25 protein-coding genes and 1 pseudogene are annotated in these 23,303 nt (G+C 68.2%); 13 read left to right on the top strand and 13 right to left on the bottom strand.

What is annotated here, in order from left to right; genetic code table 11:
- The first annotated feature begins 79 nt into the window (after positions 1-79).
- The 3 genes from DEQ92_RS11810 to DEQ92_RS11800 all read left to right on the top strand — a co-directional run bounded on the left by DEQ92_RS11810 (position 80) and on the right by DEQ92_RS11800 (position 2,913).
- A complete protein-coding gene (locus DEQ92_RS11810; RefSeq protein WP_004975653.1) occupies positions 80-1,501 on the top strand; it encodes a GntP family permease in 1,422 nt (473 codons plus the stop codon).
- 144 nt (positions 1,502-1,645) lie between these two features.
- Positions 1,646-2,629: a formyltetrahydrofolate deformylase gene (locus tag DEQ92_RS11805; protein ID WP_050459496.1), complete on the top strand. Its 984-nt coding sequence runs from the start codon at positions 1,646-1,648 to the stop codon at positions 2,627-2,629.
- A 65-nt stretch (positions 2,630-2,694) separates the two neighbouring features.
- A complete protein-coding gene (locus DEQ92_RS11800) occupies positions 2,695-2,913 on the top strand; it encodes a hypothetical protein (protein WP_004975649.1) in 219 nt (72 codons plus the stop codon).
- A 53-nt stretch (positions 2,914-2,966) separates the two neighbouring features.
- On the opposite strand, the gene DEQ92_RS11795 is transcribed toward DEQ92_RS11800, so the two are convergent.
- Positions 2,967-3,986, bottom strand: a complete 1,020-nt coding sequence (locus DEQ92_RS11795) for a phosphoribosylaminoimidazolesuccinocarboxamide synthase (RefSeq protein ID WP_115820808.1) — start codon at positions 3,984-3,986, stop codon at positions 2,967-2,969.
- Between the two features lie 138 nt (positions 3,987-4,124).
- Between DEQ92_RS11795 and DEQ92_RS11790 the strand changes: the two genes are divergently transcribed.
- The 3 genes and pseudogenes from DEQ92_RS11790 (at position 4,125) to DEQ92_RS11780 (ending at position 7,385) form a co-directional block, all read left to right on the top strand.
- The gene (locus tag DEQ92_RS11790; protein WP_050459498.1) at positions 4,125-4,892 is read left to right on the top strand and encodes a Sir2 family NAD-dependent protein deacetylase; all 768 of its coding nucleotides are present in this window, start codon (positions 4,125-4,127) and stop codon (positions 4,890-4,892) included.
- Positions 4,870-5,274, top strand: a pseudogene (locus DEQ92_RS24535) (hypothetical protein); the annotation flags it as partial. The gene DEQ92_RS11790 and the pseudogene DEQ92_RS24535, both read left to right, overlap by 23 nt.
- On the top strand, positions 5,271-7,385 hold the full coding sequence (locus tag DEQ92_RS11780) for an ATP-binding protein (RefSeq protein WP_115820807.1): 2,115 nt from the start codon (positions 5,271-5,273) through the stop codon (positions 7,383-7,385). The pseudogene DEQ92_RS24535 and the gene DEQ92_RS11780, both read left to right, overlap by 4 nt.
- Positions 7,386-7,412: 27 nt before the next feature.
- Here DEQ92_RS11780 and DEQ92_RS11775 read toward each other — a convergent pair whose 3' ends face one another.
- Positions 7,413-7,835, bottom strand: coding sequence for a DUF5518 domain-containing protein (locus DEQ92_RS11775; protein WP_004975637.1), 423 nt, complete (start codon positions 7,833-7,835; stop codon positions 7,413-7,415).
- Between the two features lie 109 nt (positions 7,836-7,944).
- Between DEQ92_RS11775 and cofH the strand changes: the two genes are divergently transcribed.
- The 3 genes from cofH (at position 7,945) to DEQ92_RS11760 (ending at position 10,603) form a co-directional block, all read left to right on the top strand.
- On the top strand, positions 7,945-9,315 hold the full coding sequence (gene cofH / locus DEQ92_RS11770; protein WP_004975635.1) for a 7,8-didemethyl-8-hydroxy-5-deazariboflavin synthase subunit CofH: 1,371 nt from the start codon (positions 7,945-7,947) through the stop codon (positions 9,313-9,315).
- 1 nt (position 9,316) lies between these two features.
- Positions 9,317-9,865 (top strand): metal-dependent hydrolase, encoded by a 549-nt coding sequence (locus DEQ92_RS11765; protein WP_115820806.1) that lies wholly within the window; start codon positions 9,317-9,319, stop codon positions 9,863-9,865.
- Positions 9,866-10,000: 135 nt separating this feature from the next.
- A complete protein-coding gene (locus DEQ92_RS11760; protein WP_115820805.1) occupies positions 10,001-10,603 on the top strand; it encodes a hypothetical protein in 603 nt (200 codons plus the stop codon).
- 36 nt (positions 10,604-10,639) lie between these two features.
- Here the strand turns inward: DEQ92_RS11760 and cofG are convergent, their stop codons facing one another.
- From cofG to DEQ92_RS11730, 6 genes are all read right to left on the bottom strand, one after another.
- Positions 10,640-11,812 (bottom strand): 7,8-didemethyl-8-hydroxy-5-deazariboflavin synthase subunit CofG, encoded by a 1,173-nt coding sequence (gene cofG, locus DEQ92_RS11755; RefSeq protein WP_004975632.1) that lies wholly within the window; start codon positions 11,810-11,812, stop codon positions 10,640-10,642.
- 330 nt (positions 11,813-12,142) lie between these two features.
- A complete protein-coding gene (gene cofC, locus DEQ92_RS11750) occupies positions 12,143-12,757 on the bottom strand; it encodes a 2-phospho-L-lactate guanylyltransferase (RefSeq protein ID WP_004975631.1) in 615 nt (204 codons plus the stop codon).
- Positions 12,758-12,763: 6 nt separating this feature from the next.
- Positions 12,764-13,558: a hypothetical protein gene (locus tag DEQ92_RS11745; RefSeq protein ID WP_004975630.1), complete on the bottom strand. Its 795-nt coding sequence runs from the start codon at positions 13,556-13,558 to the stop codon at positions 12,764-12,766.
- Complete coding sequence (locus tag DEQ92_RS11740; protein ID WP_004975628.1) at positions 13,527-14,714, bottom strand: tubulin/FtsZ family protein; 1,188 nt, start codon at positions 14,712-14,714, stop codon at positions 13,527-13,529. The genes DEQ92_RS11745 and DEQ92_RS11740 overlap by 32 nt, the downstream gene beginning before the upstream one ends.
- A 211-nt stretch (positions 14,715-14,925) precedes the next feature.
- On the bottom strand, positions 14,926-15,831 hold the full coding sequence (locus DEQ92_RS11735; protein WP_004975627.1) for a complex I NDUFA9 subunit family protein: 906 nt from the start codon (positions 15,829-15,831) through the stop codon (positions 14,926-14,928).
- A gap of 143 nt (positions 15,832-15,974) precedes the next feature.
- Complete coding sequence (locus DEQ92_RS11730) at positions 15,975-16,220, bottom strand: hypothetical protein (protein WP_008095863.1); 246 nt, start codon at positions 16,218-16,220, stop codon at positions 15,975-15,977.
- Between the two features lie 85 nt (positions 16,221-16,305).
- Here DEQ92_RS11730 and tmk point away from each other — a divergent pair, with 85 nt between their 5' ends.
- Positions 16,306-16,899 carry a dTMP kinase gene (gene tmk / locus DEQ92_RS11725; RefSeq protein WP_115820804.1) on the top strand — a complete coding sequence of 198 codons (594 nt, stop codon included), beginning with the start codon at positions 16,306-16,308 and terminating at the stop codon, positions 16,897-16,899.
- Between the two features lie 19 nt (positions 16,900-16,918).
- Here tmk and DEQ92_RS11720 read toward each other — a convergent pair whose 3' ends face one another.
- Positions 16,919-17,239, bottom strand: coding sequence for a hypothetical protein (locus DEQ92_RS11720; RefSeq protein ID WP_004975623.1), 321 nt, complete (start codon positions 17,237-17,239; stop codon positions 16,919-16,921).
- Between the two features lie 139 nt (positions 17,240-17,378).
- Here DEQ92_RS11720 and DEQ92_RS11715 point away from each other — a divergent pair, with 139 nt between their 5' ends.
- The gene (locus tag DEQ92_RS11715) at positions 17,379-18,425 is read left to right on the top strand and encodes a thiamine pyrophosphate-dependent dehydrogenase E1 component subunit alpha (RefSeq protein WP_050459501.1); all 1,047 of its coding nucleotides are present in this window, start codon (positions 17,379-17,381) and stop codon (positions 18,423-18,425) included.
- Positions 18,426-18,437: 12 nt separating this feature from the next.
- Here the strand turns inward: DEQ92_RS11715 and DEQ92_RS11710 are convergent, their stop codons facing one another.
- The gene (locus DEQ92_RS11710; protein WP_004975609.1) at positions 18,438-18,671 is read right to left on the bottom strand and encodes an Lrp/AsnC ligand binding domain-containing protein; all 234 of its coding nucleotides are present in this window, start codon (positions 18,669-18,671) and stop codon (positions 18,438-18,440) included.
- 108 nt (positions 18,672-18,779) lie between these two features.
- Between DEQ92_RS11710 and DEQ92_RS11705 the strand changes: the two genes are divergently transcribed.
- Together DEQ92_RS11705 and DEQ92_RS11700 are read left to right on the top strand one after the other, a co-directional pair.
- Positions 18,780-19,463 carry a TrkA family potassium uptake protein gene (locus DEQ92_RS11705; RefSeq protein ID WP_004975608.1) on the top strand — a complete coding sequence of 228 codons (684 nt, stop codon included), beginning with the start codon at positions 18,780-18,782 and terminating at the stop codon, positions 19,461-19,463.
- Between the two features lie 2 nt (positions 19,464-19,465).
- A complete protein-coding gene (locus DEQ92_RS11700) occupies positions 19,466-19,702 on the top strand; it encodes an Lrp/AsnC ligand binding domain-containing protein (RefSeq protein ID WP_004975606.1) in 237 nt (78 codons plus the stop codon).
- 39 nt (positions 19,703-19,741) lie between these two features.
- On the opposite strand, the gene DEQ92_RS11695 is transcribed toward DEQ92_RS11700, so the two are convergent.
- The 3 genes from DEQ92_RS11695 to DEQ92_RS23870 form a co-directional block, all read right to left on the bottom strand.
- Positions 19,742-20,239: a DUF5813 family protein gene (locus DEQ92_RS11695; protein WP_004975605.1), complete on the bottom strand. Its 498-nt coding sequence runs from the start codon at positions 20,237-20,239 to the stop codon at positions 19,742-19,744.
- Positions 20,240-20,567: 328 nt separating this feature from the next.
- Positions 20,568-22,961: a methyl-accepting chemotaxis protein gene (locus tag DEQ92_RS11690; protein ID WP_115820803.1), complete on the bottom strand. Its 2,394-nt coding sequence runs from the start codon at positions 22,959-22,961 to the stop codon at positions 20,568-20,570.
- A gap of 115 nt (positions 22,962-23,076) precedes the next feature.
- Complete coding sequence (locus DEQ92_RS23870; RefSeq protein WP_004975603.1) at positions 23,077-23,253, bottom strand: hypothetical protein; 177 nt, start codon at positions 23,251-23,253, stop codon at positions 23,077-23,079.
- Positions 23,254-23,303 lie beyond the last annotated feature (50 nt).

Below are 23,303 nucleotides of genomic sequence, written 5' to 3'. Positions count from 1 at the left end.
CTGTAACAAAGTAAATAATAATTACATACATGATATATGATAATAATTTTTATGCCGTCGATGAGACGCTATCCCACGCATGGCAATCGAGTTCGCACAGAGTCCGCTCTTGACCTTCGTCGTCGGACTCGCGTTGGTCGTGTTGCTACTGGTCGTCTTGGACCTCCCGGCGTTCGTCGGCTTGGCGATAGCCGCGTTCGCGGTCGGCCTCGTCAACGCGGCGTTCGTCCCCGACTTCGCGCTCGCCGATGCGGCGACGAGAACGGCGACGGCGTTCGGCAACGGGATGGCCGGCATCGGGATTCCCATCCTGATGGCCGCCATCATCGGGAAGTCGATGCTCGAAAGCGGCTCCGCCCAGCGCATCGTCCGCTCCTTCCAGTCGCTCGTCGGGAGAGAAAACAGCGACATCGCGCTGTGGGGGAGCAGTACGGTGCTCGCCATCCCCGTGTTCTTCGACAGCGTGTTCTACCTCATGGCCCCCCTCGCGCGGTCGATGCGGGCGCGGATGGGCGACAACTACGCGCTGTATCTCGTCGTCGTCGGGGCCGGCGCGGCGACGGCCCACGTGTTCATCCCGCCGACGCCCGGCCCGCTCGCGGTCGCCAGCGAAATCGGGGCCGACATCGGCACCACGATGCTCATCGGCGTCACCGTCGCCGTCCCGTCGGCCACCATGGGTGGCCTCGTCTACGGCCGCTGGATTAACCGTCATCTCGACATCCCTCTCCGCGACGCGATGGGAACGACCACGGACGAACTGCAGGAGCGCGCCCAGCGCGACGTGTCGTCGCTTCCGAGCTTCCTCGAGGCCACCGCTCCCATCGTCATCGCCGTCGCGCTCGTCGGCTCGCTCACCGTCGTCAACGCCCTCGAAGGCGTGACGGTGGCCGAACCGCTCCGGCCGTTCGTCGGGTTCGTCGTCGACAACCGCCCGTTCGTCGCGTTCATCGGCGATAAGAACGTCGCGCTCACGGTCGCCGCGCTCGCCGCGGCGTACACGTACTACCGCTGGTCCGACCTCTCGCGGTCCGAGTGGGAAGACGAACTCACCGAGGCGCTGAAAAGCGGCGGCAACATCGCGGCTATCACCTCGATGGGCGGCGCGTTCGGCGCGCTCCTCGCGGCCTCCGGAATCGGCTCGTACCTCGCCAACGGGCTCGAAGGCTTCGGCATCCCCCTTCTCGTGACCGCGTGGCTCATCGCCGCCATCGTCCGCATCGCGCAGGGCTCTGCGACCGCGGCGATGCTCACGGCCGCCGGCATCATGGCCCCGCTCACCGGTCAACTTCCGGTCCACACCGCGTATCTGGTGATGGTCATCGGCGCGGGCGGCAACATCTGCTCGTGGTACAACGACTCCGGCTTCTGGCTCGTCAAGGAAATCGGCGGCCTCACGCAGATGGAGACGCTGAAGACGTGGACCGCGCTGACGACGATTATCTCCGTGACCGGGCTCGTCGTCGTCCTCGTCGTCTCGTCGGTGCTCCCGCTGGTGTAGGCGACCTCACGCTCGCCGGCTTTTCCTTTTTGCGGGTGATTCACGGTCGTTCCGGAGGGATTCGCTTGCGGAGAACGACAGCGGTTTACCGTTCGCCGACGCAGGACGCTATATGTTCAGCTTCGAACAGCTGGAGGTGACGGTATGACTCGCGAACTCACCGAAATCACGGTCATCGGAGGAGACAAGACCGGACTCATCGCGAACGTGACCACCCTGCTGTTCGAGCGCGGAATCAACGTCGAGGACTTAGACCAGGCGGTCCGCGAGGGAATCTTCCGGATGACCCTCCACGCCGACACCGCGGAGATGACCTGCTCCCGCGACGAACTCCGGGAGGCGCTTTCCGACCTCGGCGACGACCTCGGCGTCGACGTGCAGGTCCGGTTCCCCTCGGACCGCGAGACCCGCGAAATCGCCGTCCTCGTGACGAAGGAGTCCCACTGCCTCGAGGCGCTGTTCGAGGCGTGGGCGAACGACGACCTCGGCGCGGAGATTTCGGTCGTCATCGGCAACCACGACACGCTCGAACCGCTGGCGAGCCACTACGACGTGCCCTTCCACGACATCGGCGACCAGAAGGGCACCGCCAACGAAGAGCGCATGCTCGACCTCCTCGAACAGTACGACGTGGACCTCATCGTCCTCGCGCGCTACATGCGCATCCTCGGCCCGAACGTCGTCTTCCGCTACGAGGACCGCATCATCAACATCCATCCGTCGCTCCTCCCGTCGTTCCCCGGCGCGGCGGCCTACCGGCAGGCGAAAGAGGAGGGCGTCCGCATCGCGGGTGTCACCGCCCACTACGTGACGACCGACCTCGACCAGGGTCCCATCATCGCCCAGCGCGCCTTCGACGTGCCCGACGACGCCACCATCGAGGAGATAAAAGAGCGCGGCCAGCCGCTGGAGGCCGACGCGCTCCTCGAAGCCGTGAAGCTCCACCTCAACAACGATATCTCGGTCCACCGCGGGCGCACCAGCCTCCGCGAGAGCGCCGACCCCGAGCGCTACCAACTCGGCCTCACCCGCGAGGCGCAGGCGTCGAACCCCGACCGCCCGGTCGACGGCATCATCGACGCCCTCGGCGAGCGCGAGGCGCTCGCGCCCGAACCGTCCGAGGACTGAGGCACCGCTGAGCGGGCCGCCCACCAAACCTAAAACCTATTTCTCCGGCGACACGACTCGGAGCCGTGCCCGTCTCCCTCCGCTATCGCGTCGCCCTCGGCTGCTACGCGCTGTGGCTCGTGGCGACCGTCCTCCTCATCGCTCATCAACTCGGACTCATCCCGCTGCTTCCCGGTGTCGAACCGGGCGTCGTGACCGGCGCAACGGTGTTCGTCGCGCTCGGCGTCGTCCAACTCCTCCGCCGCGGCTGGCGGTTCCTCGTCGGCGATAGCGGCGGACAGTGAGAAGGAAACGGCACAGAACAGACGAAAAACGGCGTTGCTCGCTCGGCGACCGATTACAGGTCCCGAACGCGCGCCACGGCGTCCTCGATGGCCGGCGCGTCGAACCAGTCGTGGTCGACGTAGGCGTTGGTGCCGGCGCAGTAGAGGTCCGCCAGCGCCTCGACGATGTCGGCGGGGAGGTGCTCGGGCTCGACCGCGCAGTTCCCGCGCCAGTTCGGCTCGCCCGTCTCGATGGCCTCGGCCTTCGCATCCTTGACGGCCTCGACCCACTCGGGCTGGACGCGCTTGTAGTACTGCCGGACGACCTCCTTCGAGACCTGCTGGCCGCCGTAGGAAAACCGGTTTTCGTCGAAGGTGCCGACCACGTCGCCGACCTTGACGGTGCCGTCGTGGTACAGACACTCGATTTTGCCGTCCTCGTGGTTGAAGCCGGCCTTCTCGGCGCGCTCTGTCAGCACGTGGTTCACGGCGAGCGCGAGCCCTTCGAGGCGGTCGAGGTCGACTTTCCCGGCGATGTCGTCGGCCTCCTCGCGGGAGAGATACCGGTCCTGTTCTTCGTACTTCGTGGAGAACTCCACGACCGGCTCGGGGAGGGAGACGGCCTCGTCGGGCCACTCGTCGGCGTCAAGACCGTAGTCGGCGGGCTCGCCGCGCCGCCGGAGGCTCGACCCCACCGGGACGGTGTTGCGGAAGACGATTTCCAGCGGGATGAGGTAGTTGTCGCCGGCGGCCTCGTGGTAGGCGTCGTAGTCGTACGCGCCGTCCTCGTGGGGGAGGTCGGGCACCTGCGTGAGTTCGATGGCCATCTCCGTCGGCGGCGACTCGCACTCGCCGAGCTCCTTGACCTCGCCGTCTTCGACGACGCCGAGGTAGTGGGTCGGGACGTGGTTCACGTCGAGCAGTTCGAAGTTGTACGCGCCCATGAGACAGAGGCTCGCGCCCTTGTTCGGGACGTGGTCGGGCATCTCGCCCCAGTCGAACACCGAGTAGCGGTCCGAGAAGACGAAGCGGCCCCGCCCGAGGTCGGTCGCCGTCGGCTCCTCCTCGACGCGGAAGTCCTTCACGCTGGTCATGGTCGTCCTCTGGACTCATCCCACTAAGAAGCTTCCACTTCCGTGCGTATCTCGGTCGGAGACGTGTCGAATATATGCACGAACGCGCCCACCGAACGAATCGTATCGCTTTTTCGCGGCTGTGCCCTCCGTTCGGCTATGGACGCTGCCCTCGAATCAGACGCCGCGTGGGTCGCCCGGCGACTCCGCGAGGCCGACACCGCCGTCGCCTTCACCGGCGCGGGGATGAGCACGGCCTCGGGGATTCCCGACTTCCGCGGCGACGACGGCATCTGGGAGACCGAGTTCGACCCGGCGTCGTTCCACCGCGACCGCTTCGTCAACGACCCCGCGGGGTTCTGGCGGGACCGCGTCCGCCTCCAAGAGCGCATGTTTCCCGACGGCGTCGAGCCGAACCCAGGTCACGACGCGCTTTCGGCCCTCGAATCGCGGGGCGTCCTCGACGCGGTCGTGACCCAGAACACCGACGGTCTCCACCGCGATGCCGGCTCGGACCGCGTCGTGGAACTCCACGGGAACGCCGCGGAGGTCGTCTGCGAGGACTGCGGCGCGCGAACCGACGCCGACCCGGCCTTCGAGGCGGTCCGCGCCGGCGACGCGCCGCCGACGTGCGACGACTGCGGCGGCCTGCTCAAGCCCGGCGTCGTCCTGTTCGGCGAGCGCCTCCCCCGCGTCGCCTACAGCGAGGCGAACCGTCTCGCCGGCGACGCCGACGTGTTCCTGTCGCTCGGGTCGTCGCTGACGGTCCACCCCGCGGCTGGCCTCGCCGGCCGGGCCGCCGAGGGCGGCTCGCTGGTCGTCGTCAACTTCGACGCGACGCAGTACGACGACCGCGCCGACCGGGTCGTCCGCGGGGACCTCGCGGCGTTCCTCCCCGAAGTCGAAAAACGAGTCGAACGAGTCTGAACGCGACCGCGTTGCCGCCCCGTCAGGAGTCGAACGGCTCGTCGTCGCGGTGGTTGTCGACGTTCTCCGTCTCGGCCGCTTCCTGTTCTCGCATCTCGTCTTCGGCGTCCGGTTCCTCGGACTCGTCCGGTCGCTCGGCGTCGACCTCCTCGGACTCCTCTGGCGACGACGCGCCGGCGTCGCCGCCGCCGTCGACCGTGACGCCGTGGCCGTCGTCGTCTTCGACGCTCGGTTCGCGGTCGGTCACGTCCGCTTCGGTGTCGTCGGACATCGGGCCGCTAGCTCACGTCGCCCGCGGCAAATAGGTGGTGGCCGAGTGCACGAGCGCCCGGCCACACCCACCAATCAATTGATACTCCCTCCCCGTCATGTCGATGCATGACTCGGTCTCCCTCGCCGGGGGCTCCGGCGGGGACGGCACCGTCCGTTCTCTTCGTCGCCCCCGACCGCACTCGGGCGGACGCCGTCGCGGCCGCGCTCGACCGCCACGACGTGTCCGTCACCGTCGAGTTCGACCTCGGTACCGCGCTCGACCGCATCGACGACCGGACGGTCGACTGCCTCTTGGTCCCGCGGCAGTTCGGTCAACACACCGCCGCCGACGTCGTCGCGCTCGTCCGCGACCGCCATCCCGAAGTTCCGGTCGTCCTCCTCGGCCCCGACAAGGCGGGCGATGACGGTGACGGTGGCGATGCCGACCCGCTCGCGGCCGACGCCGCAGTGTATCGGTTTTCGGACGACGTCGACTCCATCTCCTACGACCGCCTCGCCAACCGCGTCCGGGCGGCGGTCGCCCGCTACCGAAGCTCGCAGGCCCAGCGCACCGAACGCGACATCGTCTCCCGGCTCGAACGCCGCATTCAGCGCACCGAGCGGAAGATAACGTCGCTGCACGGCGTCGCCATGCGGCTCGCGTCGGCCTCCGACGCCGACGACATCTACGAGGAGACCGTCGAGGCGGCGGAGCGCATCCTGAACCTCGACATCTGTTTCGCCTTCGAGGCCGAGGCGGACCGGTTCGTCCCGAGGGCGCAGTCGTCGACGCCGACCGACCGCGAACTCCGGCCGGTCCCGAAGGACGCGGGCGCGATGGGCGAGACGTTCCGCACCGGCGAGTCCCACCGCGCGGTCGACATGGAACTCCACGCGTTCGGCCGCCCCGAATTCGGTGACTACCGCTCGGGGCTCAGCGTCGCCATCGGCTCGTTCGGCGTGTTTCAGGCGGTCTCCGAGCAGACCGGCGCGTTCGACGAAATCGACCTCGAACTCGCGGAGCTCCTCGTCGCCCACACGAACGCGGCGCTCCAGCGGCTCAACTTCGAGCGCCGGCTTCGGGTCGAACGCGACCAGTACGCCGCCCTGTTCGAGAACAGCGCCGACTGCATCATCGACTCGGAGTTCGTCGACGGCGAGTCCGTCATCCGCGCGGTGAACCCGGCGTTCGAGGCGACGTTCGGCTACGACGAATCCGAGGTCGTCGGCCGCGCCATCGACGACGTGGTCGCACCGGACGACCGCCGCGAGGAGGCCGCGAAGCTCACCGAGATGGTCCGCGCCGGCGACTTCGTCCAGACGGAGGTGCGCAGGCGGACCGCCGACGGCGAGAAGGACTTCCTCCTGCGGTCGGTTCCGGTCGGCGAGAACACCATCTACGCGGTCTACACGGACATCACGGCGCGCCGGGACGTCGAACGCGAGGTCGAAGCCCAGAACCGTCGGCTCGACGAGTTCACGAGCGTCGTCTCCCACGACCTCCGCAACCCGCTTTCGGTCGCCACGGGCCACCTCGACATCGCCCGCGAGGAAGTCGACAACGACCACCTCGCGGCGGTGGCGCGGGCGCACGACCGGATGAACGCGCTCACCGAGGAACTGCTCGTCCTCGCGCGGCAGGGAACCGACGCGTTCGCCACGACGTCCGTGTCCCTCGCCGAGACCGCAGAGCGGTGCTGGGAGAACGTCGAAACCGGGGACGCGACGCTCGTCGTCGCGTCCGACCGGACCGTCGTCGCCGACGCGGGCCGGCTTCACCAACTGTTCGAGAACCTGATGCGGAACTCTGTAGAACACGGTTCCACGGGCAGTCGGATTCCATCCGACGACGCTGTAGAACATGGTTCTACAGGCAACCGGACTGTGTCCGGTGACGCCGTCGAGCACGGCCCCCAGAGCGAGACCGGCTCTACCGACGGCGGCGACGACGCCGAAGACGCCGCCAACGCCGAAGACGCCGTTGACGACGGGGACCGCCTCACCGTCACCGTCGGCGCGCTCGACGACGGCTTCTACGTCGAGGACGACGGCGCCGGCGTCCCGCCCGAACTCCGCTCGCGCATCTTCGACAGCGGCTTTTCGACCGGCACCGCCGGCATCGGCTTCGGACTGACAATCGTCTCGAACGTCGCCGACGCCCACGGCTGGACGGTCTCGGTCGGAGAGAGCGACGCGGGCGGCGCTCGCTTCGAGTTCACCGGCGTGGAATCCGAGCCCTGAAGCCGGGTCGAAGGGGCGTGGACGTGTTCAGGCGAACTCCTCGTGGAGGTACGCGCCGAGGTAGCCGCCGAGCGCGCCGAGGCCGACGGTGTAGACGAGGAGCAGTGCGAGGCCGAACAGCGCGACGATGACGATGCCGAGGATGCCGAGGCCGAATCCCAACTCGAACGGGGTGACCCCGATAGCGAAGATGCCGAAGAAGCCGAGGACGACGACGCCGAGGACCACGCCGACGAGACTCACGAACAGCCCGGAGACCGCGCCGGATTTCACGCCGAGTTCGCGGTCGCTTCCGGTCAGGTAGCCGGAGATTGCGCCGCCGAGGACGGTCGACCCCGGAAGCGGCGAGAGGACGATGCTGGCGACCGCGCCGACGAGCGCCGAAAACAGCAGGCTCTCGCGGTCGTCGCCGAGGGACGAGTCGGTCGTCGAAGACGGGGAGTGTTCCATGCCCGACACAACACGGCGGGGCGGCCTAACGCTTTCTCTGCCGCGGCGTCCCGCGGTCGGAGTTCCGGTACCGCCCCGTTTTTAGGACCGTGGCGCGTTTCAAACGAGCATGACCGGTGCCGCCCACGACGACTTCGGGTTCGACCACGTCCCGGAGACAGACCAGTCGTTCGAGAACGCCTTGGCGAAGGCGAGAGCGGGCGAGCGCCTCACGGTCGACGACGGCGTCGAACTCATCACGACGGGCACCGACCGCGAGGGAATCGACGCCGCGCGCAAGGAACTCGTGCTCGAAGCCGCCGACCGGCGGCGCGCCGAGATGGTCGGCGACGACGTGACGTTCGTCGCCAACCTCAACAACAACGTGACGACGGCCTGCAACACCGGCTGTCTGTTCTGTAACTTCAAGAACACCGCCCACCTGTTCGAGTCCGACTCCGACGCCGACCACGGCGGCTTCACGAAGACGCCCGCCGAGTCCCGCGACATCGTCGCCGACGCGGTCGAGATGGGCATCTACGAGGTCACGTCCGTCTCCGGGCTCCACCCCGCGCTCGTCTTAGACGAGGAACACCGCGAGATTCTCGAATCCTACGACAACCCCGCCAGCGAGGTGAACTACAAGCCGCCCGAGGCGTACGACACCGACCCCGCGAGCTACGCCGAACAGCTCTCGGCGATGTCGGTCGACGGCGCGCACGTCCACTCGATGACGCCCGAGGAGGCCCACCACGCCAAGCGCGGAACCGACTGGAGCTACGAGGAGGTCTACCGCCGCCTCGCCGACGCCGGCCTCGACAGCGCGCCCGGCACCGCCGCGGAGATTCTCGTCCCCGAAGTGCGCGAGGTCATCTGCCCCGGCAAAATCGGGACCGACGAGTGGGTCGCCGGGATGGAGGGCGCGATGGAAGCCGGCCTCGACGTGACGGCGACCATCATGTACGGCCACGTCGAGACCGAGAAACACCGCGTGCTCCACCTCGACGTGATTCGGGACCTCCAAGACCGCTACGGCGGCATCACCGAGTTCGTCCCGCTGTCGTTCATCCACCAGAACACGCCGCTGTACGACCGCGGCCTCGTGACCGGCGGCGCGTCCGACGACGAGGACGAACTGCTGGTCGCCGTCTCGCGGCTCTACCTCGACAACGTCGACCACATCCAGTCGTCGTGGGTGAAGTTCGGGAACGCGAAGTCGCTGAAGCTCCTCAACTGCGGCGCTGACGACCTCATGGGCACGATTCTCTCCGAGGAGATAACGAAGCGCGCCGGCGGCGGCTTCGGCGAGTTCCGCTCGTTCGACGACTACGTCGACATGATAACCGCCATCGGCCGCCGGCCGGTCGAGCGCTCGACCGACTACCGGACTCGCCGGCCCATCGACCCCGACGACGGCCCGCACGGCCCGATGCTCGGCCCCCGCGCGGACGGGACGCCCCTGCTCGACGGCCGCCGCGACCCGGCGACCGCCGACGACTGAGATGATGGCGACCACCCACGCGGCCGTGGGGCTGACCCTCGCGGCCCCGCTCGTCTTGGTCGCTCCCGAACTCGCGACCGCGGCGGCCGTCGGCGCGCTCGCCGGCGGCGTCTTCCCCGACGTGGACCTCTTCGTCGGCGTCCACCGCAAGACCCTGCACTTCCCCGTCTACTACAGCGTCGCCGCCGCCGTTTTCGGCGCTGTCGCCGTCGCCTCGCCCTCGACGGTCACCGTCGGGGTCGCCTTGTTCTTCCTCTCGGCGGGGCTCCACTCCGCGTCCGACTGGCTCGGCGCGGGCGACGAACTCCGGCCGTGGGACCGCACCTCCGACCGCGCGGTGTACGTCCACCCGGCGCGGCGGTGGCTCCGGCCCCGCTACCTCGTCCGCTACGACGGCGCGCCGGAGGACCTCGCGTTGACGCTCCTGTTTTCGGTCCCCGGCTTCCTCGCCTTCTCCGGCGGCGTCCGGGTCGCCGTCGCGGTCGGCGTCGCCGTCGCGCTGTTCTACACCAGCTTCAGAAAGCGGATGCCCGAGTGGTTCGGCATCTGAGGCGCAGGCTCCGAGGTGGTGACCGCGCTCGGGGGCGCTCGTTCGGACCACGAAACTCATACGTCTCGGTCGCCGAGTAGGCGAAGCGATGACGACTCGACGACGCCGACCGGCGCGGGGGGTGTTCGCCCCGTGATGGCCCCGACGCACGTGGCGATGAGCCTCGCGCTCGCCGCCGCCGTCGTGTTCGTCGCTCCCGCGGCCGCGCCGCTCGTCGTCGCGGCGGCGCTCGTCGGCGGCGTCTTCCCCGACCTCGACATGGTCGTCGGCGTCCACCGCAGGACGCTCCACCAGGTCGAGGCGTTCGTCGTCGGCTCGGTCGGGTTCGGCGCGGTTGCGCTCCTGACGGGCGACCCGCTGGCCGCGGCCGCGGCGACGGGGTTCGTCGCGGCGGCGCTCCACTGCGCGGCCGACTACCTCGGCGGCAGCAGCGAGGCTCGCCCGTGGGAGGCGCGGACCGACCGCGGCGTCTACGTCCGCAGTCTCGGCGGCTGGGTCGAACCCCGCCGACTCGCGGCTTACGACGGCTCGCCCGGCGACCTCGCGCTCGCCGCGGCGCTCTCGGTTCCGGGGTTCCTGACGCTCGGCGACGGCCCGCGGGGGATTCTCCTCGCCAGCCTCGCCGTCGGCGTCGGTTACGCGCTCGTCAGAAAACGCGTGCCGCAGCTCTCGGGCTGCGCGCCCGCCGTGACCGCCGCGCTCGTCGCGCTCTACTCAGTTCTCGTTCGCCGTCGGTAGAAAACTACACCAGACCGGCCGACGGCCGCGTCGCTCTCACCGCGGAATCGACAGCGGCCCGTCGCCGCGAGCGACGTTCCGGAACCGTCGCCCGTGGACGTCGTCGGCGCTGAGCCGGTCGGTAATCGGCTCGCGGAGCCACTCGCGGTCCGGCGCGGTTCCGCGCGCGCCGTCGGGCGTTCCGTCCCGGTCGCGGACGCTATCGCCGTCGGGGAGGAACCGCTCGTAGACGGGCAGTCGCTCGCGGAGCGGGACGCCCGCCTCGTCGGCGATGTCGACGAGTTCCCGCAGCGCCGGCCACTCGTAGTCGGGGTTGACGTAGTCGTCCGTGACCGGCGAGACGCCGCCGAGGTCGTCGACGCCGCAGGGGACGAGGTCGGCCGCCGCCGAGAGGTTCGGCGGGACCTGCACCGACACCTCCTCGGGGAGCGCGACCCGCGCCATCGCGACGACCCGGCGCATCGTGTCGAGCGACGGGCGCTCGTAGTCCGACCGCTCGTTGGGGACGACGTTCTGGACGATGACCTCCTGAACGTGGCCGTAGCGCTCGTGGAGCGCGCGGATGGCGAGCAGGCTCTCGGCGCGGTCGCGCCACGTCTCGCCGATGCCGACGAGGATGCCCGTCGTGAAGGGGACGCCCACTTCGCCCGCGGCGCGGATGGTGTTGAGCCGCTGCCCCGGCGTCTTCCGCCGGTTGCCCGAGTGGGCGGCCACGTCGGCGGTCGTCTCCAGCATCACGCCCATGCTGGCGTTCAGGGGCGCGAGGTCGGCGAACTCCTCGCGGGTCAGGTCGCCGGGGTTCGAGTGCGGCAACAGGCCCTCGTCGAGGGCGACCTCGCAGGCCGCCGCGAGATAGTCGAGGATGTCGTCGTAGCCCCACTCGTCGAGCTGGCGGTGAATCTCCGTGTAGCGCTCGTCGGGGGCGTCGCCGAAGGTAAACAGCGCCTCCGTACAGCCCGCGTCAGCGCCCGTGCGAACCGTCTCGCGGACCTCGTCGAGGGACATGAGCGTCGCCTCGCCGGGCACGTCGTAGTAGGTGCAGTAGGTGCAGGTGTACCGGCAGGCGGTCGTCAGCGGGATGAACACGTTCCGCGAGAACGAAAGCGCCGCCGGCGCGTCGGCGTCGTCGGGGGTGACGGCGAGCAGTCGCTCCACGTCGGCGTCGTCGATAGTCAGGTCGACTCCGTACTCGTCGGCACCCGCGAACATATCTCCCGGTGCGTGACGAGCCACTAAAAGCGTGTCACTCGCGGCCGATACGGCGGCGATTGGAGTCGCACGGAGAGACGGTAAAACGGAAGTCGAGCTCGGGGCCGGATAGTTGGTGCCAGACACGTCTCCGGCCCGTCCGAGGCGCCGTCAGGCGCTCGCCCCGATTTGGTTGCGAGTGTGACTCGCGTCGTCGTCGCGACGTTCGGACTCCACTTCGACTCCCACGTCGTCTTCGCGACGCGGAAGCGCGCGGCGCACGTTGCCTCAGTTCCCGCCGGGCAGACGGACAACCGCGCCAGTCAATGTTTATCGTGGACCGTTAAGGTCTTATCGGCGCTCGCGGACGGCCTCGACTCTGCCCGACCCGCCTTCGAGTCGGACGCCGGCGTCGACCAGCCACTCGCGGGCGCGCCCCTCGCCGTGGACGAGCACCTCGACGAGGTCGGTCGGCTCGTCTACGTCGACGGCGAGTCGCATCGAATCCACCTCCGCGAACGAACAGCCGGCGTCGCGGGCGATTCGCCGGTGGTCGAGGATGGACGCGCCGTGGTAGTCGACGGAGAAGTCGGGATGGCGGACGACGAGCGCGTTCGTTCCGCCGCCGAGGCCGGGCGCGGCGACCACGTCGGCGTCGGTCTCGAACAGCCGCGCGAGCGCGGCGGGCGTCGCGAGCGCGAGGTCGGCCATGACGACCGCGACCGGGTCGTCGCCGCCGAGTTCGTCGCCGACGACCTCGGTGAGCGGCCGGTCGTCGACAGTGACGGGTGCATCGACCGAAACGGGCGCGTCAGCGACGACTGTCGGGTCGCCGTCGGCCGCGCGAACGGCGTCGAGCACGTCGCGAAGCATCGCGACGGCGAACTCGCGTCGCTCGTCGGCGTCGAAAAACGAGGCGAGTCGGGTCTTCGGCGTTCGTCCCCCGAAGGGAACGACGACTCGCACTGAGAATCAGCCCAGTTTGTCGTAGGTCGTCTGCTGGGACCGCCAGTAGAGGAATCCACCGGCGATGAGCGCGACGACGAGCAGGCCGCCCGCGGCGTAGATGAGCAGTTGGGTCGTCTGACTCGACTGCTGTGCCTGGTTCGCGCTGGTCTCGGCCTCGTTGGCGAGGTTCGTCGCGAGGTTGAACTCTTCGCCGTTGAACGCTTCGACAGCGTTGTTGAACGTCTGCTGGGCTTGTTGCGTGTTGGCCCCACTCGCACTCTGAATCGCGGCCTGCGCACTATCGAGTTCGGTGCGAGCGGCGGCGCTTTCTTCGGTGTAGTGGTGGGCGGTCCACGTGTCGATATCGTTACTGGAGCCACCTTCGCGGGTCTGGTCGAGCGAGATGAGCGTGAACGTCTGCGCGGGGTCGTAGGAGTACGCCTCGACCTCGGGGACGGTCCCCGTCACGGAGATTTCCACTTCGCTCGTTCCGTCGCCAGCGGCGACTTGTGCGCCGCTGAAGTTCTGCCCGTCGAAGGACTGCTGGTCGACTTTCGCACCCGTCTGGTCGTAGTACGTGACGGTCCACGTCACGTCTTCCAGGTCGGTCTCGCCCGCGAGCGTCCACGATTCGAGTTGCGGGTTCCTGTACAGTTCATCGAGGGTGGCCGTCGCGGTCACCTGTGAACCGACCTGCGCCTCGTTGGGAACGTTCTCGGACGCGACGCTCACCGCCCCCACCGGGCCCGCGAGGGCCGACAGGAGCACGACGAGCGCGAGCGCCAGCTTAGAAAAGCGACTCCAGTTCGTCTTCGTCATCGTTTATGAGGTTCTCCAGATTCGAATCGCTCTCTTGGCGGATCTCTTCGATGTTATCCTGCGCTTCGATGGCGACCTGCTGCAGTTCCTTGATGCGCGGGACGTTCGTCACGCCCGACAGGAGGATGACACTCGCCACCTTCCCCGCGCCCGGAATCGGGTAGTCGCCGCCGCGAACTTCCATGGAACCGGTCTGCTCCTCGATCCACTTCCGCCCGCGCTCTATGCCTTTCCGGTTCAGATGCTCCGGCGGACCAGCGAGTACGAGCAGCGCGCGCTCCGCGCCTTCGATCTCACACGGGAGCGTGAGTCGACCGAGCGCGGCCTTGCGAACGAGGCTCGTGATTCGGTTGGTCGTGTGTGCGGTGTCGAGGTTGTCGTCGGGCTCGTCGCCGCCCGTCAGCCGGGACAGGAGGCCGCCGCCCTTGTTCTTCCGCGGTTCAACGCCCTCGGAGGCGTAGCCGACGGTCGAGACGCCGCCGCCGGCGAGCGTGTTGATAATCTCCGACGAGTCGACGACGGACTCCGCGACCTCCTGTCCGTCCTGGACTTCGCCGGCCCCGAAGAGCACGCCGAATCGGTTGACGATCTCCTCGTTGATCTCGTCGTACCCCCCCTGTACCGACTCGCCGGTCTTCCGCCAGGCGTCGTTGTCGAACACGAGGAGGTTGTCGACCTCGCGGACGAACGTCTGGAAGGAGCGCGCGGCGTTGAGCGTGTAGATGCCACCCTCGTCGGACCCCGGCAGGATACCGATACCGTAGACGGGTTCGGTGTAGATGCGCTTGAGGTGTTTCGCGAGGACCGGCGCGCCGCCGGAGCCGGTGCCGCCACCGAGCCCGGACACGACGAGGAAGGCGTCGACTTCGTGGACAGGGATGCTGTCGATGGCACCCTGCACCTCGTCGATGTCCTCCTCGGCGATTTCGGCACCGAGTTCGTTGTCCGCACCGACGCCGTGTCCCTTCACGCGGGACTGGCCGATGAGGACGCGCTGGTCCTTCGGTATGTTCTTCAGTCCGAGCAAGTCAGCTTTCGCGGAGTTCACCGCGACCGCAGCGCGGACGATTCCGGCGTTGCGTTCCCGGTCGTACTCGACGAACTTGTCGACTACTTTTCCCCCGGCTTGCCCGAATCCGATCATTGCGAGCTTCATAGGTTCGGTCCCCTCGCCATTGCGTGAATTGCAGTACGAACGCAGACATAAGCGTTGTGATGGGGAAGTGTATATCCATCGTCAGATTATCGGCGAAAAACGGCGACACGAAACCGGTGTTAATCGGACATTATCCCGTAAGAACGGCTAATACCGGCGAAATGGGCCGGAGTTCACAACCGATTAACTCCCGCCAAACGTCGGACGGCCGTCAGTTTCGCTCGGCGAGGTACGCGCCGAGCGTCTTCATCGACGAGGTGTCGACGCCGAAGACGCCCACGTCGTTCTGGTCGGTCGTGTTGTCGAACTGGAGCGAGCGGTACTGGTCTTTCCCCATCGGGAAGCCGGGGACCGCTCCGAGGACGGTCAGGCCGACGCCCGCGAGACCCATCGGCAGCGGGACGATGGTGATGGACTTGTTCTCGGCGTCGTACACCATCTCCGTGATTTCGCGGAGCGTGAGCTTTTCGGGGCCGCCGATGCGGTAGGTCTCGCCGACGCGGTCGTCGTCCTCGACACCGTCGGCGAGCATCGGGACGAGGTCGCCGACCCAGATGGGCTGGAAGCGCGTCTTCCCGTTGCCCGGAAGCGGGTACAGCGGGACGCCGGGGGCGAACATCCCCTTGAGCCGCTTCGTGAAGGAGACGAACTCGCCGCCGTCGCCGAAGACGACCGACGGGCGGAAGATGACCCAGTCGAGCCCCGACGATTTGACCGCCTGCTCGGCTTTCCCCTTCGAGCGGATGTAGGCGGTGTCGCCGTCGGTGTCGGCCCCGAGCGCGCTCATCTGGACGAGCCGGGACACGTCGTTGGCCTCCGCGGCCTTCACGACGTTTTCGGTCCCCTGCCAGTGGACGATGTCGTGCATCCGGTTGCCGCCCTTCGGCTCGAACAGCGGCGAGAGCGCGACGAGGTTCACGACCGCGTCTTTCCCCTCGAACGCGCCCGCGATGGAGTCGTAGTCCGTCACGTCTCCCATCGCCTTCTCGACGCCGTCGGGGAGGTCCTCGCTGTTCGGACTCCGCGACATCGCGGTCACGCTGTGTCCCCGCGACTGCAGTTCGCGGCAGAGATGGCTCCCGATGAATCCGCTTCCGCCGACGACAAGGACTTTCATGGCGTAATATTCGGCGGAATGAGGGTAAAGCTAACGGGGGATAGAGGTCGATTTCGCCGGGGAACGCTCCGATGGGAACGGCGCTCCCCGAACGGGCGTGTTCGACGCTCCGACCCGCGGCGACGGTTTCCGCGCGGACCCGCTCAGAAGAGAACCGAGGGCGCGACCGAGCCGTCGGTGCGCTTTACCATCCGACCGATTCGGTCGTAGACCACTATCTCCGCGGTCGCCTCGGGACACTCGTCGGGCGCGTCGCTCGGGTGGTCGACCTCGGACTGTTTCGTCGCGAACGACGTGTCAGTCGGGGGGACGCTCTCGTCGAAGCGGACGACGCTGTACGGTTTCTCTCTCGGTAGGAGGTCGTTCCACCACTCTCGGGTGGCTGTCACTGTCTCACGTATCGGTTTGCGTTGACATTATCGTTGCGGCGGCGCGCTTCGGCGCGCTTTTTCCGGAGCGCCGAGTTGGTAGGGTATGCTCGTCACGCTCGAAGGGCTCGACGGGAGCGGGAAGACGACCGTCTGGGAGGCGCTTCACGACGCGTACCCCGACGCCGTCTTCACGCGCGAGCCCACGTCGGACTCGTGGTACGGAGAGGCCGTCAACCGCGCTATCGCCGACGACGACGCCGACCCGCTCGCCACGCTGTTCCTCTTTACCGCCGACCACGCGGACCACCTCTCGCGGGTCGTCCGTCCGGCCCTCGCCGACGGCGACCTCGTCATCTCCGACCGTTACTCCGACTCGCGGTACGCCTATCAGGCCGCCTCGCTCCGCGACAGCGACCTCAGACGCCCGATGGAGTACATCAGGGGCATCCACACGGCGTTCACTCGGCCGCCGGACAAGACCATCTACCTCGACGTGGACCCCGAGACGGCCGCCGCGCGCAGCGGCGCGACGAACAAGTTCGAACAGGCGGCGTACCTCGCGGACGTGCGCGCCAACTACGAGCGCCTCATCGAGGCCGAACCGGAGCGGTTCGTCCGCGTCGACGCGACGCGGTCGCCCGAGGACGTGCTCGACGCCGTCGAGGCGGCGCTCGAAGAGATTCTCGCGGAGAACTAGTCACCGACCGACCCACGCCTCACCGCGAGTTCGGGAGGTTCTCGTACTCCTCCGGCGGCGGGACGTAGAGCGTGTCGATGGTGAATCCGAGCGCGAGCGGCATCCCTATCATCACGCCGAGCGCGGCCGTGGGGCTGCCGAGGTCAACGCCGATGCCGAACACGCCGGAGAACACCAGCGTCGAGACGAACAGCACGAGCGGGATGAGAAACACGGCGTACAGGATGTAGCCCCACTGCGTCTTCAGTCGAAGGCGGAAAAAGCGGGTCATGACCGCCGCGATGAGCGTGTGGAGGGCGATGACCGCGCCCATGAGCACGAGGTTGACCACCGAGACCATAGCCGACCTACGGAGGCGGTGGTCTTTGGCCTGTCGCTCTCGGTGACCCGCTCGTCCCGCGCCGCCGTCGGTCGAACCGCCCGCCTCGGCCGCCCCGCGGACGGGTGATGTTTATCACGAAGGACCGTGACTCACCGCCATGCACCGACTCATCGCAGAGCGCGGGCTGGACGACACGGGTTTCACCGCAGACGACGCCCGCGCCGCCCTCCGCGACATGATTCGAGCGCGACGGTTCGACGAGCGTGCACTCGCCCTCCAGCGACGCGGATGGATGAGCGGCTACCCGCCGTTCCGCGGACAGGAAGCCTCCCAAATCGGGGCCGCCCACGCCATGCGCGACGACGACGTGTTGCTGCCCACCTATCGGTCGAACGCCCTCCAACTCGCCCGCGGCGTGCCGCCGAGCGACATCCTCCTCTTTCGGCGCGGTCACGCCGAGTACGACTCGGACCACGACGTGCCGGTGTTCCCGCAGGCGGTCCCCATCGGGAGCCAGATTCCCCACGCCGCCGGCGTCGGCATGGCCGCGAACTACCGCGGCGACGACTACGGGGCGCTGGTCTGCTTCGGCGACGGCGCGACCTCCGAGGGCGACTTCCACGAGGGGCTGAACTTCGCCGGCGTCTTCGACGCGCCGGTCGTCTTCTTCTGCGAGAACAACGGCTGGGCGATTTCGCTCCCCCGCGAGCGCCAGACAGCGAGCGAGTCCATCGCGGCGAAGGCCGACGCCTACGGGATGGACGGCATGCAGGTCGACGGCAACGACCCCCTCGCGGTCAGGGAGGCCGTCGAGCGCGGCTTCGAGAAGGCCCGCGCCGGCGAGCCGGTGCTCATCGAGAGCCTCACCTACCGACAGGGACCGCACACGACCGCCGACGACCCCTCGCGCTACCGCGACGACGACCCGGAACTCCCCGAGTGGCGGACGCGCGACCCCCTCGACCGCTTCGAGTCGTTCTGCCGCGAGCAGGGCCTCGTCGACGACGCGGCGCTCGACGCCATGCGCGACGATGCCGACGAGGAACTGCGCGGGGCCGTCGAGCGCGCCGAGGCGACGCCCGAACCGGGGACCGACGAGCTGTTCGACAACGTCTACGAGGAACTGCCGCCGGAGCTCGCCCGCCAGCGCGAGGAACACGTCGCGTTCGTCGAGCGCAACGGACCGTTCGACATCGAGCGCTGAGCGCGCGGTCCCTCAGTCGTCCAGCGAGATGTACGTCTTCGTGTCGGCGACGCCCTCTAAGCTCTGGACGCGGCTCGACGCCGTCTTCAGCACCTCGTAGACCGCGTCGGTGTCGACCTCGGCGATGATGTCGTACGCGCCCGCGACGATGTGCGCCTCCGTCACCGTCTCGAAGTCGCGGATGGGACCGAGAAGCTGTTCCGACTCGCCGGCTCCGGTCTTCACCATGATGAACGCGTGAACCATGCGTGAGATATTCTACCACGGTCGTCAAAAGCCTTGCTTCGACCGAGCGCGGCCCCTTCGGTCGAATCGGGGGAAGGTTATTTGCCTCCGCCGACATACCGTCTTATCATGCGGTTCGTTATCATTGGTGCTGGACGGGTTGGGCTGCGCACCGCTCGCGTCCTCCGCGAGGAGGGTCACGACATCGTCCTGGTGGAGTTGGACCGCGACCGGGTCAAGCGGGCCCGCGAAGCGGACTTCGAGGTGGTCGAAGGCGACGGCTCCCGCGAGGAGGTGCTCGTCGACGCCGGTATCGAGGCGGCCGACGCCCTCGGCGCGCTCACCGCCGACCTCAACGTGAACTTCGCGGCGTGCATGATCGGCAAGCACTTCGGCTGTCGGACGGTGCTCCGGGTCGACGAGGACTACCGCGAGGAGGTGTACCAGAAGTACGCGAAGGAAGTGGACGAAATCGTCTACCCCGAGCGCCTCGGCGCTATCGGCGCGAAGAACGCGCTCCTCGGCGGGTCCATCCGCGCCATCGCGGACATCGCCCAACACCTGCAGGTCATCCTCGTGACGGTGACGGAGGAGTCGCCGATGAACGGCTACAGTATCGAGGAGGTTGCGCTTCCGGCGAACGCCCGCGTCCTCGCGTTCGGGAAGAAAGACGGCCCGATGGGCATCCCGCTTTCCGACGATTCGCTGGAGACGGGTGACCGCGTGGCCGTCCTCGCGGACTTCGACGTGCTCAACGACGTGCGACAACTGCTCGTCGGCGACGAGGTCGTCACCGCGGCGGGAGGTGCGTGACGATGGTCTACGCGTACATCATGGTCAAGGCCGCGCCCGTCTCCGACGGTATCGACCAGCTGAAACAGGAGCTGTTGGCCGTCTCGGACGGCATCGTCAGCGCCCACATCGTCGCCGGCGACGTGGACTTCATCGTGAAAGTCGAGGTGGACACCCCCGCCGACGTGAAGGACATCGCCGGCGGCATCCAGTCGGTTCCGGGCATCGAGGACACCCAGACGTACATCGCGATGGACTGAGTCGGCGCGTACTCCGCGCGCCCTCGAACGACTCGTTCCTCAGAAGCCCGCGCCGGCGGCGTCTCGCGCGTTCTGGATGAGGCTCGTCACCGGTTCCCCGTAGTCGTAGCCGGGGATGATGCCCTCGACGAACGTGCCCTCGACGTAGTCGATGACCGCGCCGGCGTCGTCGACGCCGCGGCGCTCGTTGACGTCGGCGAAACTCGCCCGGACGACCGCCTCGTCGCCCGCCCGCGTCACGTCGGGGTCGAGGTCGTGGTCGCCGGCGACGACGCCGTTCACGTCTTCGAGGCGGAGTTCGAAGGTGTCGTACCAGCCGTCTTCGACGACGGGTGCCACGTCGTCGGCGACCGCCGAGAGCATCGGGACGCGGACCTCCACGCCGAACTCGACGTGGCCGCTCTCCTGCGCCGCGACGCTGACGGTGCCGTCGAACGGCGTCGTCACGGACTCGAAGGTGCGGTCGTCGACCCGCTCGAACGACCCGTGGTCGCCGAACGCGCGGCGGACCCGACCGGGGATGTCGTCTTCGCTCATGCCCGGACGAAGGTCCCGACGGGAGAAAAGCCCGTTGCGTCGCGAGCGCCCTCGAATCGCCCGCCAGCGCCGGATTTGGGCGAATGGCGGCACGTTTAAGTATCTCGCCGCACTCCATTCAGGTGACGCTTCGCTTTGGAGGGCCGAAGCGTCAGCGGGGACCAATCTAGGGCGGCATTTGCCGCGCGGGCCGCTCCCGTGCGGCTGCCTATCCCTTTCTCACGAAACTCACATCGAAGAGCCGACGGCTCGCGTTCGCGCGCTCGAATCGAACAACCGAATCGAGTGATATCCGTCCCAGTAAAGACCCGCCAGCGACGCGGCCGCGTCAGTTCTCGTTCGGTCCGTCGCGGGTAGATTCGAGTTCTCTCGACTCGGCTCCGTCTCCGCTCGACTCGGCTCCGCCCGAGCCGTCGGTCGCGCGGTCGGTCGTCGTCGGTGCCGAAATCGGCTCGGACCTCGTCTCGTCCGCCGCCGCGGTCGCATCGCCCTCGACTCCGGATTCTACGTCGTCGACGTCGCCGTCTCGCTCCGCTTTTTCGCGTACTTCGAACCGGTCCGCGAGCGCCCGCAGTTCGTCGGTCGTCGACGAAAGCTCCTGCATCTTCCCGGCGACGGTGACCATCGCGTCGTTCTGTTCGTGGGCCGCGCCGGCCACGTCGGCCGCCTCGGTCCGCGTCTCGTCGGCGATTTCGGCCGCCTCGTCCGCGAGGCGCGCGACCGACTGCGCGGCCGACGCCTGCGAGGCGGTCGCCTCGTCGATGGCGGCGACGCCGTGGTCGACTTCCTCCAGTCGGTCGACCGCCTCGTCGATGGCGGTGACGCCGGTTTCGACCGTCTCGGAGCCCCGCGAGACGCGCTCTCGGGCGGCCGTGACCGCATCGACCGTCTCGTCGGCGGTCTCCTCGACGGACTCGATTGACGACGCGATTTCGGTCGTCGCGTCGGCGGTCTCGCCGGCGAGTGCCTTCACGCTGTCCGCGACGACGGCGAAGCCCGCGCCCGCCTCGCCGGCGCGGGCGGCCTCGATGGAGGCGTTGAGCGCGAGCAGGTTCGTCTGGTCGGCGATGTCCTCGATGAGGTCGACCACCTCGCCGATGTCGGCCACCTCGTCGCGGAGGGCTTCGACGCCCTCGGCCGCGGCCGCGACGCGTGCGTCGATGTTCGCCATCTCGTCGTGGACGGCGGCGCTCGCGTCCCGGCCCGCCTCGCCGCGGTCCGCGGCGTCACCCGCGAGGTCCGCGAGTTCGTCGGCGGAGGCGGCGACCTCCTCGACCGTCGCCGAGAGGTCCTGCATCTCCGAGGAGACCTCCGTGGGGAGCGACGCCTGCTCGGCCGCGCCCTCGGAGATGTCGGCGGTCGCCAGCTCGACTCGTTCGGAGGCGGCGCTGACCTCCTCGGTGCCGGCGGTGACGCGCTCGCCCGCCGCGTCGACCGTCGCCGCGAACGACGCGACCTGTCCGATGGTCGATTCGAGGTCGGCGAGCATCGCGTCGATGCCGTCGCCGACGGCCGCCATCGCCTCGTCGTCCGGTTCGACCGACGTGCGAACCGTCAGGTCGCCCGTCGCCGCGGCGTCCATCGTCTCGCGGTAGTCGTCGGCGGCGCTGGCGAGGTCGCGTCGGGCGTCTTCGGCGGCTTCGATGCGCTCGCGCAGACCGTCGCGCATCTCGGCGAACGCGTTCGTCAGCGCCCCGAACTCGTCGACTCTGCGGGTTTCGAGGTCAACGTCGAGGTCGCCGCCGGCGAGCGCCGCCGCCTTGGTTCGCAGTCGCCGGAGCGACAGCACCGTGTTGCGACCGATGACGACGCCGACCAGCGCGAGGCCGGCGAGGCCCACGCCGATGAGGACGGCGACGTCGCGCTCGACGACCTGCGCGACCGCGTAGGCGTTGCGCTGCGGCGCTTCCACGAGAACCGCCCAGTTCGTTCCCGAAACGGGCGCGTAGGCGACGACTTCGTCGCCCGCGTCGCCATCGCCCTCGCGCTCGATGACGCCGGTCTCGCCGCCGAGTGCGGCGTCGAGCGCCGGCGTCGCCGCGCCCGCACGGTACGTCGTGAGGACGTTCTTGCCGTACTTGTCGAAGGCGATGACACCTCCTTCAGTCACCACGCGAGTCTGCGACCCCTCGACCGGTTCGCTCAGCAGTTCGGCGTGTTTCGTCGCATCGACGACGACCATCACCGCTCCGTCTCGACCCTCCACGGGACTGAGGAAGGCGAGGCGCTCGCTCCCGGCGTAGCGGTAGACCTCGGAGACGGCGACCGCGTCGGGGTCGTACATCGTCAGCGACCCGGTCGTCCACGACAGGCCGAGGTCCGACACCTCCTTGGCCTCTATTACGCCGTTGGTGCTGCGGACGATGTCGCGGTTCGACGGCTTCACGTAGTGGATGGCCATCACCTCGTCGGGGAGCGTGTCCTTCTCGCGTTCGAGCGTCTCGTCGATGGTGTCGGGGCCGCCCGTCTGGACGGTCTCGTACTCCGAGAGCATCCGGGTGGTCCGGGCGTAGCCGTCCATCCAACTCGACAGCCCCTCGGCCTCCAACGTGGCGACCATCTCGAGGTCGCTGTGGGTGTCGGCTCTGACCTCGGTTCCGACCGCGTCCGAGACGTACAGGCCGAAGCCGCCCATCACCGCGGCCACGAGGAGAATAACGAACAGAAACTTCCGGAGGTAGCTCCGCCTGAGCACCGCCGGAACCAGCGTGGCGAGCTTCATGCCACTTGGTAGCAAGAGAGCGACGTAAAGCGTTGTCCCGCTAGATATCAGGAATGATATTGGCGGGGAAAGCGGAGTCCTCGACTCTCACGGAATTACGAGTTCCGAGAATCGGCTACAGTTCGCTCACGGTGACGCCGAACGCGAGGGCGGCGGCTCCGGTTGCGCCACCGCCCGCGGCGAGCGGCGTCGGCAGGGCGGACACGACGCCGACGACGGCCCCGACGAGGATGAAGACGGCCATCCCGAAGAGCGCGGCGTCGAATCGCGTGACGAGGAGTCCGGGTAACACGGTCTAATTACATGTCATTAGCCGAACTGTCAAAATGTTTGTGGGTGCGG

It is taken from the genome of Haloferax sp. Atlit-6N (assembly GCF_003383195.1).
GTDB lineage: Archaea > Halobacteriota > Halobacteria > Halobacteriales > Haloferacaceae > Haloferax > Haloferax gibbonsii.
The sequence above is the reverse complement of the archived record's forward strand: the minus strand, read 5'-3'. Positions and strand labels throughout refer to the sequence as shown.